Source organism: Klebsiella sp. MS 92-3 (assembly GCF_000195655.1).
In the GTDB taxonomy this organism is placed as follows: Bacteria; Pseudomonadota; Gammaproteobacteria; order Enterobacterales; family Enterobacteriaceae; genus Klebsiella; species Klebsiella pneumoniae.
Genome location: NZ_GL882858.1, coordinates 46601 through 60098, shown reverse-complemented (window position 1 = coordinate 60098; position 13498 = coordinate 46601). Strand labels below are relative to the sequence as shown.

The following is a 13498-nucleotide window of genomic DNA, read 5'->3' as shown; positions in this document are numbered from 1 at the left end:
GCGCCAAGCTGGCGTTTACCGGCTCCACGCCGGTCGGGCGGCATATTCTCGCCTGCGCGGCGGAAAATATTATCCCCTGCACCGTCGAGCTGGGGGGGAAATCGCCCAACATCTACTTCGCCGACGTGATGGACGGAGAAGAGGAATTTATTGAGAAGGCGGTGGAGGGGCTGGTGCTCGGCTTCTTCAACCAGGGTGAGGTCTGTACCTGCCCGTCGCGGGCGCTGATCCATGAGTCCATCTATGAGCCCTTTATGGCACGGGTAATGGAGAAGGTGGCGCAGATCCGCCGCGGCGATCCGTTAGATACCGACACCATGATCGGCGCTCAGGCTTCCCGCCAGCAGTTCGACAAGATCCTCTCCTATATTCAGATTGCCCGGGAAGAGGGTGGGCAAATTCTGACCGGCGGCGAGCGGGCGGCTATCGCGCCGGCGCTGGATAATGGCTTTTATATTCAGCCTACGCTGATTAAAGGTCGCAACGATATGCGCTCCTTCCAGGAGGAGATCTTTGGGCCGGTGATCGGGGTGACCACCTTTAAGGACGAAGCGGAAGCGCTGGCTATCGCCAATGAGACCCAGTTTGGTCTCGGCGCCGGGGTGTGGACGCGGGATACCAACCTCGCCTATCGCATGGGTCGCGGCATTAAAGCCGGTCGCGTGTGGACCAACTGCTATCATGTCTACCCGGCGCATGCGGCGTTCGGCGGCTATAAACAGTCCGGCGTCGGGCGGGAAACGCACAAGATGGCGCTGGATGCCTATCAGCAAACCAAAAACCTGCTGGTGAGCTACGGCACCGCGCCGCTGGGCCTGTTCTGAAGTCCATCTCATTTCTGACCGATCCTCAGTCCGCAATCCATTCGGGTTGCGGATTTTTTTTAACTTCAAAATAACCATTCGAAGAGGGTGGTTATTTTGCCGGCGGCAGCGCCCATGTATTTATGTCACTTATGTATTGGCTTTCACTTGAAAATAAAAACACTTCCATAATAAGGGATTAGCGGGTGGAGGTGGCGCACCCTGGCGCCGTTTGTGTAGAAATTATGAATATTAATACCAGGAAAATTCCTAATTTTTGTGTACACTCTGACGAGCGCACAATAAAACAAGACGAATTTTTGAACAATTGTCTTTAAATTTGTTAATTGAATTGATCTGTTGTTGTTTAAAGGTATTTGAATTTCTTTTGTATAGATATGTAAATTAACATTGAAAAGCCATTTCAAAAATTAAATATATGGCGAACATAGCTATTAACTTATAGTTAACATCTTCCCGGGTTGCCTTTTGATACTTCGGGTAATATATTTATTTCGCACATCAAAATAACTCTTTTTTCTTCTGTTTGTTATTCATGGCCATCTATTGGCAAAATAAGGCAGAGTAGAGGGGGATGTGCCTAATATCCTGCGGAAGGAACGCAACGTACATTTACAGGGAGGAGCTGACGAGCCGTTTCGCGATAGCTTTGGGGCTATTGTCGATGATGGAAAATATGTTCGTTAACGATGAGATAAATAATGAAAAAACAACCTCGCTTTATAACCATCCTCATAGGAGCGCTGCTTTCTGGCGTAGCCTTGCAGGCTACCGCGGCCAACACTATCAATCCTGACTCGGGCACCAGTTCGGAAGGCGCCGGCGGGCAGGTCATCTTCAATGGGTCAATCACCGACAGCTCTTGCAACGTCGATAGTAGTTCTAATGGCCAGAAGGTTGATCTGGGCAAATGGGCCAGCAACTATTTTACCGGCACTGGTTTTGAAACCACCAAAACCCCCTTCCATATCAAAGTGAAAGATTGCCCGGCCAGCGTGACTACGGTCGCCGTGCTGTTTGACGGCGCGCGCGATCAGTCTGATAACTCCCTGCTGGCCATCAACGGCGGCGCCAGCGGCGTAGCGATTAAGCTGTATGAGCACGATCGGTCGACGGCTGTCAGCCTCGGTAAAACGTCAGCCAAACAGACGGTCACTCCGGGTACCAGCGGCGGCACCGGCTCTGCCGACCTCGAGTTTTACGCCGACTATATCTCCACCGCGGCGACCGTGACGGCAGGTAAAGCCGACGGTACAGCTAATTTCAATATGATTTATAACTGATCTAATTGCGCGTTATTCAGAGTCAGCCCACTGCGTCTTGATTAATTACAGATAGCTAAAGTGTTAATTGTCATGAAGTCACGAAATATATTCGTGACGGTATAGTTGTTTTTGCTAATTATCCCGTCGAGTACTGGCTCTGTTATTCACTGCTTTATTTTGTTGTCTGTTCAACTTTTACCTGATGGTAAGTCATGATGAAGAAAATAATTGCCGTTGCGGCTTTTCTGCTGTGCACCACGGCAGCGCAGGCCGGTATTGTCATGGGTGGAACCCGTGTGATTTATCAGGAAGGGAAGCGTGAAGCCGCTATTTCAGTCACCAATGCCGATACCCATACGCCCTATCTGGTGCAGTCGTGGGTGGAAAATTACGCGGAAAACGATAAGGCCAGGGTGCCCTTCATTGTAACGCCGCCCTTGTTCCGTCTCGATCCGGAGCAAAATAACGTTCTGCGGATTAACTTTATTGGCGCCTCGCTGCCCCGCGACCGTGAATCGGTCTTCTGGCTGAACGTCAAAAGTATCGCCCCGACGCCTCAGGGCGAGGTGAATAAGCTGCAGGTGAATATTAAATCGAAATTCAAAATCTTCTATCGCCCCAACGACCTGGCGGGCGACCCGGCAAAGGCCTGGCAGCAGCTGAAGTTTAGCCAGTCCGGCGGTCGGCTGACGGTGATAAATCCCACTCCCTACTTCGTCTCTTTTTACGCCGTCGAAGTGGGCGGGCAAAGCATCGACGATCCCGGCATGGTGGCTCCCTTCGGCGAGAAAACGTGGCCGGTGAGCGGGCACGGCACCGTCAAATGGCGGGCGATTAACGACTACGGCGGCGTCAGCGATTTCGCCCAGCAGTAATTCCCCTTTTTGATGAGCTTACCGGACGGCGCCAGCATGAAAAGAATAACAACAGCCAGGGTGCGGGAGTATGCCTTGTTGCCCGTTACCGCCGGGCGGGCGATGGCGCTGGCGACGGTGCCGACGATGATGTTTTGTCTCAGTCCGTTGAGCCGGGCGCTGGCCGACGACTATTTTGACCCGGCGGCGCTGGAGTTTGCTGACCCGCAGCAGCAAACCTCCGATCTGCACTACTTCGCCAAACCCGGCGGCCAGCAGCCGGGGACTTATCCTGTCACCGTGGTGGTTAATGACCAGGAGCTGGGTCAGGCTGATATCACGTTTGTTGACGATGGCGGGCAGCTGCGCCCGGTGCTGACGCCCGGTCAGCTGGCGGAGTATGGCGTCAACGTCAGCGCGTTTCCCGCCTTTCAAGCGCTGCATGAAGGCGAAACCTTCACCCGGATCGAGAAGTTTATTCCCGACGCCAGCAGTCGGTTCAGCTTCGCTAACCAGCGCCTGACGCTGAGTATTCCCCAGGCGGCGATGAACGTGCAAAGCCGCGGCTATGTCGATCCGTCGCGCTGGGACGATGGCGTGCCGGCCGCGTTTGTCGATTACTATTTTTCCGGCGCGCAAATAAAGAACGCCGACGAAGGGGAGAGCAGCCGCTCAAACTATCTCAATTTACGCAGCGGCCTCAACCTGGGCGCCTGGCGACTGCGCAACATCTCCTCAATGCAGTATGACCAGCAGCGCCGGCACTGGGATACCCAGAGCACCTGGCTGCAGCGCGATGTCCGCTCGCTGAAGAGCTTGCTGCGGATCGGCGATACCTACACCACCGGCGATGTGTTTGACAGCATACAGTTTCGCGGCGTCCAGCTGATGTCTGACGATGAAATGCTCCCGGACAGCCAGCGCGGCTTTGCCCCCACTATTCGTGGCGTGGCGCACAGCAATGCCAAAGTGACCGTCTCTCAGCACGGGTATGTGATCTACGAGACCTTTGTGTCACCGGGGGCATTCGCCATCAGCGATCTCTACCCCACCTCGCAGAGCGGCGATCTGGAGGTGAAGGTGACCGAGAGCAATGGCGTGGTGCGTACCTTTACCCAGCCCTATTCCGCGGTGCCATATATGCTGCGCGAAGGGCGCGGCAAATTCAGTCTCAGCGCCGGCCGCTACCACTCCGGGGGGGAGTCGGTGCGCTCGCCGGAATTTCTGCAGGGCACTTTGTTCTACGGTTTGACGGCGGGATTCACCCTCTACGGTGGTACGCAGCTGGCCCGGGACTATCAGGCGTGGGCGCTGGGCCTGGGCCGCGGTTTTGGCGAGTTCGGATCGCTGGGAGGGGATGTCACCCAGGCCGTCACCCGTACGCCGTCGGGCAAGCGCTATACGGGCCATTCGCTGCGCGCTCAGTATCAGAAAAATTTTGTCAGCTCGGGCACTGCGTTCAGCCTCGCCAGCTATCGCTACTCGTCAAGCGGCTATTACGATTTTGCCGAAGCCAGCGCCCTTGAAAGCGCCCAGGGGCAAGTAGACAACCGGCGTCGCCGGGAAGAGCTGTCGGTGTCGCAAAGCCTTGGTGGCCTGGGCAGTCTGGCGGTTTCCGCCTGGTCCCAGGAGTACTGGCATCGGCAGAGTCGGGATGAGACGGTGCACCTTGGGTTCTACAGCGCCTGGAAAGGGATCTCCTGGGGCGTGGGCTATTACTACACCCGCGCCAGCGGCCAGCAAAAAAATGACCGCTCCTGGTCATTCAATATCAATATTCCGCTGGGTGGTCCGCTGTCCGACAGCGCGGTGAGCTACAACACCACCTCGGACAGCAATGGCTATACCTCGCAGCAGATGTCGCTGTATGGCGCGGTGCCGACGCGGCCAAATCTGTTCTACTCGGTTCAGCAAGGTTATGGCAACCAGGGACGAGGCAGCAACAGCAGCGCCTCCCTGGACTACCACGGCGGCTTCGGCAACGCCCAGATCGGCTATCGCCATGACGCCGCCAGCAACCAGTTGACCTGGGGAGGCGCCGGCTCGGTGGTCGCGCATCCGCACGGCGTCACCTTCGGCCAGACGGTGGGTGAGAGCTTCGCCATCGTCCGGGCGCCGGGGGCCGCCGGCGTGGCGGTGCAAAACGGCAACAATGTGCACACCGACTGGCGCGGCTATGCCGTGGTGCCCTCCCTGACCGCCTACCGGAAAAATGTCATTACCCTCGATACGGAGTCGATGGCCGACGACACCGACGTCGACCAGCAGGGGCAGACCGTGATCCCCGGCGGCGGCGCGGTGGTGATGGCCAACTACCAGACCCACATTGGCAACCGGGTGCTGTTTACCCTGCGCAATGCCCAGGGGCCGCTACCGTTTGGCGCCAGTGCGCGGCTGATCGAGGAGGAGGAGAGCGGCAATCCGCCGGGCGGCATGGTGGCCGACGGCGGCCAGGTGTATCTCAGCGGCGTGCCGCAGGAGGGAACCCTGGCGGTGAGTTGGATCGTCAACAACCAGTCGCAGAGCTGCACGCTGCATTTTCATCTTCCGGATAACCCACAGCAGAGTCTGAATACGGTGAAAACCGTCTCCGGACTGTGCCAGACACGCTGAGGCGGCTATGAAATCTGTTTTTCGTCTACTTCCTTTCCTCTTTCTGCTGGGGCTGAGCGCCTATCTTCCCGGCGTGCGGGCTGAAACCTGCCGCGCAAATATCGGCCAGACCACGGTCAATATTCCTAATATCAAGTATTTACCCACGCTGCCGGTCAATACCCAGATGACCAGCGCGATGGCGGATAATGGCAGCGGGATCCCTTTTTCCTGCGACCTGCAGCTGCCGACGGCGAGCGCCAAACGCATCGTCTATAAGCAGCTGAAAACCGGCGGCTCGCCGATGGTGATTAACGGACAGCATGTCTACCCCAGCGCTATCGACGGCATTGGTTACGCCCTCAGCTTCCAGTGCGCCGGCGGCCCGATGCGTGCCATCGATGGCAGCCACTCCGCCGGCGGCGAGTCGGTGGTGATATGCGACAGTGCGACGCTCCCGGCGCTGATGACGCAGCAGCAAACCACGGTGAGGATTGCGGTAACCTTCTATAAAACCGGAACGGTGCAACTGGCGGACGGGACGCATACCAACTCGCCGCCGCTGCCGCAGGTGGGGGAGATGACCATTGAACAGCAGACCAGCGCAAGCGCCAGCTTTGTCGCCAGCGCGCCGGTCAGCATCGATATCGCCGCCCTGAATGTGGACATTGGCAGCAGCGGCAGCTGCCAGGTAGCGACATCGACGATCCAGGTCAGTCTGGGTACGGTTAACCGGGGGGAGTTTCATGGCAAAGGGACTACCGGCGGCCAGGCGAAGCGCTTTTCGATTCCGGTCTTCTGTCCGACGCCGACCGACGTGCGCATCGGCTTTTTCGGCGTCAGCGTGGAGAGCGATACCCTGGCCCTGAGCCAGGCCAGCAACAGCGCCAGCGGCGTCGGCGTGAAGCTGACCTACGGCAATAACCCCGGTGCGGCAGTGCCCGACGGCACCAGCGTTAAGATCAACGAGGCCAGCAACTTGCCGATCCTGAAAAGGGTGACCGGCGCCAGCGCCGGGACCGCCGAGGCGATCAATTTCAACGCCCAGTATGTGCAGACTGACGCCACGGTGGGAGCCGGTACGGCCAACAGCATGGTGACTTTCGCCCTGGAGTATAACTAGCCTGGGGCGGCGTTATTCAAAGGTCACGGTGATTTTGGCGGTCGCGGAAAAAGGCCCCAGCTTCGGCGTTCTCGACAACCAGAGCAGCCCCGCCGTATAGGTGCTCGCGAGGGTCGCGCCCGTTGCCAGCTTAAAGTGAATCGGAGCATTCATCTCAATAAGGGGATGCATGCTGGCGTTTGGCGAGATGGCAATGCCGAAGCCGCTGTCGGGCTGCGGCAAAATAATGGCGCTCTCCTGTATCGTATTAGTGGTGCTAAACGTAGCAAGCATAGGTTCGGTCCCGCAATCACTGCCGTTACCCTGCTTGACCAGACCATAGGTGACGGTAAAGGGGCGTGTTTTTTCATAGTAGCCCGGTCGGGCGTTACCGGCAGGAATATCGCCAAAGTTAATTTCGCTTGGCGAAATAGATACCGTGGGGACGCAGGCCATTGTTCTGATACGGTTCAGGCCGGTAATGAAAAGATTATAGTTGGCGCCAGCGGTGCCGTTGCGTAGACCGCCTTGGCCATCTACCTGAAAAAGCGACAATTTTAGGTTATCGTCTATTTTACCTTCCCCGGTCACTCTGCGGCCCGTCGAGATGATATAGACCTGGTAAACCAGGCTGAATGTCTGCCCAATGGCCGGGGACTTACAGGTATTCCCGCTTTTATCACACAGCGTCGCCGGGCCAATCTCCACCGATTTTTTATTTTGTAGCAGATAGTCGATGCCGTTGTAAGTAATGCCTACCTGGATAAAGTCGGGCAAGCTGCTGGCTTTATTTTCCGGATCCAGCCAGAAATAGGCGCTTTCACCGTTCGGAAAATTATCGGTATCTTCGCAACTGAAGGTGGCGGTAATAGGGCTGGAGACCCATATCTTTTTATTGGCAATAAGCTCGCTGCTGGAGACTTTAATGATGCTCTCGATATTCACGACTTCGCTGATCGTGGACGAGGTGGTCTTGCAGGTCAGCGCCTGCGCCGGGAAGGCGCTCAGCATGAACAGAACGGAAAGCCATGTCAGAAATAACGTATCGCTAAGTCGGCGCATAATTACCTCGAGGGGGTTACTGTGCAGATTAAGGATAATTCACGCCAGGCCGTCGCCTGCTGAGGCTCCTGGCGCAGTTCGGGCAGGGTGATTTCGCAGCTTTGCTGGTGCGTTTCGCCCCATTTCATCTGCAGCTTTTCGCCTGAATCGACTCCGCTGACGTAAACTTCTCCTCCCGGGCCGACCAGACCATTGCTGATCCCACTGGCGCGATAGAGCTGTGCGCCCAATGGTGGATAGCTGCCGTCGGCGAGGGTGGTATGGATCAGCACGCTATATCCCCGGAACGTATCAAAGCGCACCCGGGTAATTGCCCCGCGGGTAGGCACGGTATCCGCCACTGCGTTAGGGACATCAAGAAAGGCATCGAAGTCCTGAGGGTTGAGCGCGACAGAATTGACCCGATAGGGAACGCTTTGTGGTACGACAGCGTAGCCGAAGGGATCGATGCGCACGCCGGTCTGATTCTCTATCCCTACCCCCTGAGCGTCTTTGGCCTCCACCAGCGCAAAGGTTGAGCCCAGCGGTTGCGAGAGGGTAACGCCGCCGCGGTGTGCCACCACGCCGCCGCTCAGATTCAGACTCGCCTGACGATGGTTTTTGCTGTAGGCGTAGCCGGTATACAGATTACCGTACTGGCCGAGATAACCCAGGCTGGCGCTGTTGGTGCTATGGCTGGTGTCATCATAGGCGCTGGTGACGGCCCAGCTCAGGCGATCATCATCGAGCAGCGTGCCGTTTACCCCAGCCTGCCCGGACGTGCCAGACGATTTACTGTGGGCGAGGGTAAATGCGGTATTGATCCGGCGGTTTTCTTGCAGAGTAAAAGGGATGGAAACGCGCAGTGTGATGCTATTGTCGTCATGGGTGAAGTGGCTACGCGTATTCTGATAGTACAGACCATAGTTCACGTTATGGATAGTGCTGTTAAAGCCCGCCTGCAGCGAGATATCGCTTCCTGAGCTATTCCAGTAATTTTGCTGGCTGAAGTTAAGGAAGAAAGCGCTGTTCTTACCGAGAGTTTGCCGGGCAGAAATATCAAAGCGATGCTTTTTATTATAAAACCAGGACGTGTAATAGTGTTGGGGAGCGCTTGCCTGCCAGCTTTCGTCTTCGTCAGAGGGCCAGTAATCATTTTCGTACAGGCCATTGTGCCAGCGTCGACGCTCGTTAACCGCATCGCTGAGGCTATAATAACCTGCGGTTGAGTAACGGTAGCCCGCGATTTGAAAGTCGGTCTTGCTCGACAAAAAGGATTTAGCATACAGAAAACGCACGCTCCCTCCCTGCTTGCGCTGGCCATTCGCCAGCGTCGTTCCCGCCAGCGTATAGTCGGCTGAGAGGGCGCCAATCTCCCCCAGATTGCTACCGACGCCAAAGGCGCCGGCGCGATAGTTCTCCGCGGCAAGGGCGCCACCGTACAGTGTGAAGGTATTATTCAGGCCATAAGAGAGCGAGCTTTGCATCAGGGCGGGAGCATAGCCGTCAGCGCCGTCATGATACTTACCCGCCGACAGCTGATAATTCCATTGGCCTGCCCGCACCAGCTGTGGCAGGGTGGTGTAGGCGACAGTAAAAGTCGTCTGGCTACCGTCGGCTTCAATGACGGTCACGTAGAAATCACCGCTGCGGTTAACGGCGCTGATATCATTTAGCTCAAAGGGACCGGCTGGGACGTTCTCGCTGTAAATCAGATAGTTGTTCTGCCGAACTTCCAACCGGGCATTGCTGTTGGCCACACCGCGAATGACCGGCGCGAAGCCGGTCTGGCTGCTGGGGCGCATTTCGGCATCGGTGCCAAGCTGTACGCCGCGAAACTGGACGCTATCGAAGACGCTGTTGTCGGTACTGGTCTGGCCGACGACAAGCCGGCTGCGCCAGGGAATGATGTTCGTTTCCGCCCAACTGGCGATGCTTTGCCACTTATCCGCCTGCCCGCTGAACTTATTCCAGTAGGCATTATTGCGCAATCGCCACGATGCAATATTGATCCCGCTGTTTAGCGAAAGATATTGATACTGATGGCTGCCCCCGTCGCCATTATTGGCATCGGTAGAATAGCTGTAGTTGACGAAAGCAGCGTTAATACCTTCATCAAAGCGCATGGGGGAAACATAGTCACGGGGATAGTGCTCAATATATTGCTGAGGGATATGAATGATCAGCCGATGATTAGCGATATCCAGCTGTTGCTCTGCCTGGCGGATCGTCTGCGACAGCGCGAAACAGGGCTGGTGGTCATCGTCAATCTTGACGCCATAGCGGATATATTCCGCCGCGCTCAGGCAGGGGGCCAACCCGCCGTGTGCGCTATCCTCTGAGAAGCGAACGGGGCGACTGTCCACCAGCAGATCGTTAATGTAAATATTAACGTCATAGGTGCCCGGCATGACGTCGCCATCGCTGGCGACAAACTGATTAAAAGCCAGCGGGTCGATACCGTTCACAAACTGGGCATTATAGCGTTCCGCACTGTCTGCCGGTAACGTGATGGAGATTAACCATGCGCTGGCAAAATAGCGTAATTTACTATCGTCCATCACTCTATCTCCCTAAAGAGGTGCGACGTTTATTTTTTTATTGGAATATCAACAACGGCGCCGTAATCATTAATATATTTCATTTTATGCAAGCGCTGCATGCTGGCGATATTGACAGCGTGGTGACTGTACGGCAGCAACATAAAGTTTTTCAGAGGATAGATTTTGCCTTTGTTGTCGATCGCCTCGGCATTAATAACCGTAATATGCAGTGGGCTGTTGTTAGTAAAAGATAACGTGTTAGCGCTTTGCTGCCACTGCAGATTTTCAACGGCTTTGGGCAGCGATGTGGCAATTCCTTGCGGGCGATAAAATAGTTTTAATCGAGTGCGAATTGCGAACTGCAGGATGTTATTTTCCTCAGGCGCAGGAGGGACCTCCTGAATATTCACCCAAAACAGACTTTCCCTGTCGGCAGGAAGACCGGTTCCTGAGTAAATAAAGCGCAGTTGTGCCGATTGCTCGGGGCGTAATTTGACCAGGGGCGGCGTGGCCACAATGGGTAAGCCGCTGCTGGGGGTCTCCGGACCCGTATCAAGCCAGGTCTGGACGATATAGTTTTTGCTGCTTCGGTTGTTAATTTTCAGACTGGCCGATTTATCTTTGCCCGAATAAATAACCCGTGAGGCATCGATGGTAATGGCCGCCTGGGTCTGAAAAGCCAAAGCGCCTATGATCACTGCCAGCAGCGTTTTCATATCTTACCCCTTATCCGCGTCGTGCCGTCCCTGGTCAGGTGTTATTGCTGTATAATGGTAAACCTGGCGGTCGCATTGCCGTCGCCAGCTTCGGCGTTGTCTTTATCCCAGGTATAGTAATAGGCTTTCAGGTTGAAGGTACCGGTGCCATCGGCATTGACCGTAATACGCGGGTCGACGTTGGGATCGAAAGGTTTATCGAGCGTGACCGGGGTATTATTGCGGTCGGTTAGCTTAATGCCGACTTTTTTAGCTGTAGGATTACCCGCATCGAGAGCCAGTACGTTAGTGATAGGCGCCTCGTTGGCTGAAGCACCGTCGAGCACAATATAGTACGTGCCCGCTTCACAATCTTTGACGCTAATATTGACCCCAACTTCTGGCCCGGTGCCATTGGTATCATTTTTTAATTTAGACAGCGGAACAGCGCCCATCTTAACTTCAATGAGACCCTTCTCATTGCCGCTTGCCAGTTTGCAAGTTGAGTTGACAATTGTACCTGAAAAATACAGCGTACCGTCCGCCGCGGCGGCATAGTGTGAGGTCGAGCCGACGAGTGCCATTGCCAGGCAAAGTGATTTCATTTTCATAGCCAATTCCTTCTGTTGTGACCCTGGGAAGCTAATAGCCAGGCATACTCATTGACGCTGCATAAGCCGTTAGCTCTGTTGTTGTGATAGCCATAAAGCGAACTTATCCCCCCTCCAGGGAGTGCAGGAAATGATACAGGCCTGCAATATTGCGTACATTGAGTTTCTGGTAGATGTTTCTCCGATAGTGACTGATCATCATATTGCTAAGGTCGGTGGCCTGAGCAATTTTCTTATTATTTAAACCTGAGATGATATAGGGGAGAAGAGAGTCCTCCTGTTTCGTAAGTTTAATATTGACACAACTGTCCAGCGAGCTAATTGATTTTCTGAACACTTTAATAAAGCGATGATCAGACGCATTCTGTAAGTATTTCTGCAGCCGTTGGGTAACATCTATATAATCAAGCACGATCGTCGAAATAGAGTTTATGATAATGTTTTCGACTGGATCGGCAAGAATCTCACTTTTAACGACAAAAACGATATCGCCATGAATGATCTTTTTTTTACGATAGAGCAGTGCGGCTAATTGTTGAATGTCCGGGTGGCTATAGTCCACGATAATGGTTCTGGCTATGGTTAGACTTTTATCATTCACGTCAGAAATATTATCCAGAAACAATGTTTGACTATACCGACGTTGAGCACTCATGGTCATGTTAACCAGAGACCGGATGCCGTTAATAAAAAATTTATTGGCGGAAATGATAATAATCATAATGTATTTCCTTATACACTGCTTCTGTAACCAAGTATTACTGCTGGAGAGGAGGGGAGTAAATAAGATGATAAGCACGATCATTAGAAAAATCCTAATGAAAGATGTTTCATGAAGTGTTTTTACTTATTAATCAGAGGGTTATAATTTAAGATTCAACTATTAACGCATAAGAGAAAAGTAAAATAAACGATAATAAATAATATATTAAACGTATGGCCAGGAATAAAATATGAATGCGCTGCGGGGCATTTTACTGAAAGTCAAAACAACCAGCAAGCTCACAGCGAGAAAGAGGATTAATTAACGTTTTGCCCCACGTCGGGTTGTATGTCCCGGTGTTTAAAAATAGGATGAATGCCCTGGCTCGCGCGGCGGATACTGTGACTGATGCGGCCGGTCACTCTGGCATGAAAAACGATAACTTTAAGGATGGCGAAATGAGACTGACGGTGGGGCTGGCGCTGACGCTGGCGATAATGACCTGCGGCGCCCAGGCGCGCGATATGCAATCCATCGAGCACAGCGGTGAACTGAAGGTGGGCGTGCCGGGCGATTACGCGCCGCTGGCGTTTCGCAATGCCGCCGGCGAACTGCAGGGCTATGACGTGGACATGGCCCGCGATCTCGGGCGCACGCTCGGGCTGAAGGTGAGCTTCGTCTACACCAGCTGGCCCGCGCTCGCCGCCGATCTGCAGGCGGACAAGTTTGATATTGCGATGGGTGGGGTTACCGAGACCCCGGCGCGGGCGCAAGCCTTCGCCCTCAGCCATCCGGTGGTGGCGAACGGAAAAATCGCCTTAGCCAACTGCCAGGCCGCCCCGCGGCTCGGTTCGCTGGAAAAAATTGACCGTCCGGACGTGAAAGTGATCGTCAACCCTGGCGGCACAAACCAGAGTTTTGTCGATGAACACATCAAGCAGGCGCAAATTATTCGCGTGCAGAACAATGTCGATAACCTGCAGGCGCTGCGGCAGAAAACGGCCGATATGATGGTGACCGATCTGATTGAAGGCGACTATTACCAGAGCAAAGAGCCCGGCGTGTTCTGCGTTGCTAACGAAACACCGTTCGCCGGTACCGCCAGCAACAAGGTGTATATGATGAGTAAAGATAACCCGGCGCTGCTGGAGAAAGTGAACCAGTGGCTGGATAGCCAGGACAAAGAGGTTCTCAAACGGAAGTGGAAAATTCGCGGTTAACCGCGGCGGCGCCCCCCCCCCGCCCCCCCCCCCGCCCCCCGCCCCCCC

General features: G+C 54.6%; 11 protein-coding genes. 6 read left to right on the top strand and 5 right to left on the bottom strand.

Going from position 1 to position 13498, the window contains the following annotated elements; all coding sequences use genetic code 11:
* The 5 genes from HMPREF9538_RS03800 to HMPREF9538_RS03820 all read left to right on the top strand — a co-directional run.
* A partial coding sequence (locus tag HMPREF9538_RS03800; protein ID WP_009486163.1) for an aldehyde dehydrogenase family protein occupies window positions 1-824 on the top strand: 824 nt, incomplete at its 5' end.
* Window positions 825-1525: 701 nt separating this feature from the next.
* Window positions 1526-2107, top strand: coding sequence for a fimbrial protein (locus HMPREF9538_RS03805; protein WP_004145710.1), 582 nt, complete (start codon window positions 1526-1528; stop codon window positions 2105-2107).
* 194 nt (window positions 2108-2301) lie between these two features.
* A complete protein-coding gene (locus HMPREF9538_RS03810; RefSeq protein ID WP_004185341.1) occupies window positions 2302-2964 on the top strand; it encodes a molecular chaperone in 663 nt (220 codons plus the stop codon).
* A gap of 36 nt (window positions 2965-3000) precedes the next feature.
* Complete coding sequence (locus HMPREF9538_RS03815) at window positions 3001-5556, top strand: fimbria/pilus outer membrane usher protein (RefSeq protein WP_042632428.1); 2556 nt, start codon at window positions 3001-3003, stop codon at window positions 5554-5556.
* Between the two features lie 7 nt (window positions 5557-5563).
* Complete coding sequence (locus HMPREF9538_RS03820; RefSeq protein WP_009486160.1) at window positions 5564-6658, top strand: fimbrial protein; 1095 nt, start codon at window positions 5564-5566, stop codon at window positions 6656-6658.
* 12 nt (window positions 6659-6670) lie between these two features.
* Here the strand turns inward: HMPREF9538_RS03820 and HMPREF9538_RS03825 are convergent, their stop codons facing one another.
* From HMPREF9538_RS03825 to HMPREF9538_RS03845, 5 genes are all read right to left on the bottom strand, one after another.
* A complete protein-coding gene (locus HMPREF9538_RS03825) occupies window positions 6671-7699 on the bottom strand; it encodes a fimbrial protein (RefSeq protein WP_004212899.1) in 1029 nt (342 codons plus the stop codon).
* 2 nt (window positions 7700-7701) lie between these two features.
* Window positions 7702-10239 (bottom strand): fimbria/pilus outer membrane usher protein, encoded by a 2538-nt coding sequence (locus HMPREF9538_RS03830; RefSeq protein WP_009486159.1) that lies wholly within the window; start codon window positions 10237-10239, stop codon window positions 7702-7704.
* A gap of 29 nt (window positions 10240-10268) precedes the next feature.
* Window positions 10269-10937, bottom strand: a complete 669-nt coding sequence (locus tag HMPREF9538_RS03835) for a molecular chaperone (protein WP_009486158.1) — start codon at window positions 10935-10937, stop codon at window positions 10269-10271.
* A 41-nt stretch (window positions 10938-10978) separates the two neighbouring features.
* Window positions 10979-11527 carry a fimbrial protein gene (locus HMPREF9538_RS03840; RefSeq protein WP_009486157.1) on the bottom strand — a complete coding sequence of 183 codons (549 nt, stop codon included), beginning with the start codon at window positions 11525-11527 and terminating at the stop codon, window positions 10979-10981.
* 103 nt (window positions 11528-11630) lie between these two features.
* Entirely contained in the window at window positions 11631-12248 is a 618-nt protein-coding gene (locus tag HMPREF9538_RS03845; protein ID WP_020316947.1) for a LuxR C-terminal-related transcriptional regulator, read from the bottom strand.
* Between the two features lie 353 nt (window positions 12249-12601).
* Between HMPREF9538_RS03845 and HMPREF9538_RS03850 the strand changes: the two genes are divergently transcribed.
* Window positions 12602-13450: a transporter substrate-binding domain-containing protein gene (locus HMPREF9538_RS03850; RefSeq protein WP_009486155.1), complete on the top strand. Its 849-nt coding sequence runs from the start codon at window positions 12602-12604 to the stop codon at window positions 13448-13450.
* The last annotated feature ends 48 nt before the right edge of the window (window positions 13451-13498 follow it).

What these genes read in the sequence shown, in the direction of transcription:
- HMPREF9538_RS03805 (WP_004145710.1), top strand. Translation starts at nt 1,526, where the DNA reads ATGAAAAAACAACCTCGCTTTATAACCATCCTCATAGGAGCGCTGCTT.
- HMPREF9538_RS03810 (WP_004185341.1), top strand. Translation starts at nt 2,302, where the DNA reads ATGATGAAGAAAATAATTGCCGTTGCGGCTTTTCTGCTGTGCACCACG.
- HMPREF9538_RS03815 (WP_042632428.1), top strand. Translation starts at nt 3,001, where the DNA reads ATGAAAAGAATAACAACAGCCAGGGTGCGGGAGTATGCCTTGTTGCCC.
- HMPREF9538_RS03820 (WP_009486160.1), top strand. Translation starts at nt 5,564, where the DNA reads ATGAAATCTGTTTTTCGTCTACTTCCTTTCCTCTTTCTGCTGGGGCTG.
- HMPREF9538_RS03825 (WP_004212899.1), bottom strand. Translation starts at nt 7,699, where the DNA reads ATGCGCCGACTTAGCGATACGTTATTTCTGACATGGCTTTCCGTTCTG.
- HMPREF9538_RS03830 (WP_009486159.1), bottom strand. Translation starts at nt 10,239, where the DNA reads ATGGACGATAGTAAATTACGCTATTTTGCCAGCGCATGGTTAATCTCC.
- HMPREF9538_RS03835 (WP_009486158.1), bottom strand. Translation starts at nt 10,937, where the DNA reads ATGAAAACGCTGCTGGCAGTGATCATAGGCGCTTTGGCTTTTCAGACC.
- HMPREF9538_RS03840 (WP_009486157.1), bottom strand. Translation starts at nt 11,527, where the DNA reads ATGAAAATGAAATCACTTTGCCTGGCAATGGCACTCGTCGGCTCGACC.
- HMPREF9538_RS03845 (WP_020316947.1), bottom strand. Translation starts at nt 12,248, where the DNA reads ATGATTATTATCATTTCCGCCAATAAATTTTTTATTAACGGCATCCGG.
- HMPREF9538_RS03850 (WP_009486155.1), top strand. Translation starts at nt 12,602, where the DNA reads ATGAATGCCCTGGCTCGCGCGGCGGATACTGTGACTGATGCGGCCGGT.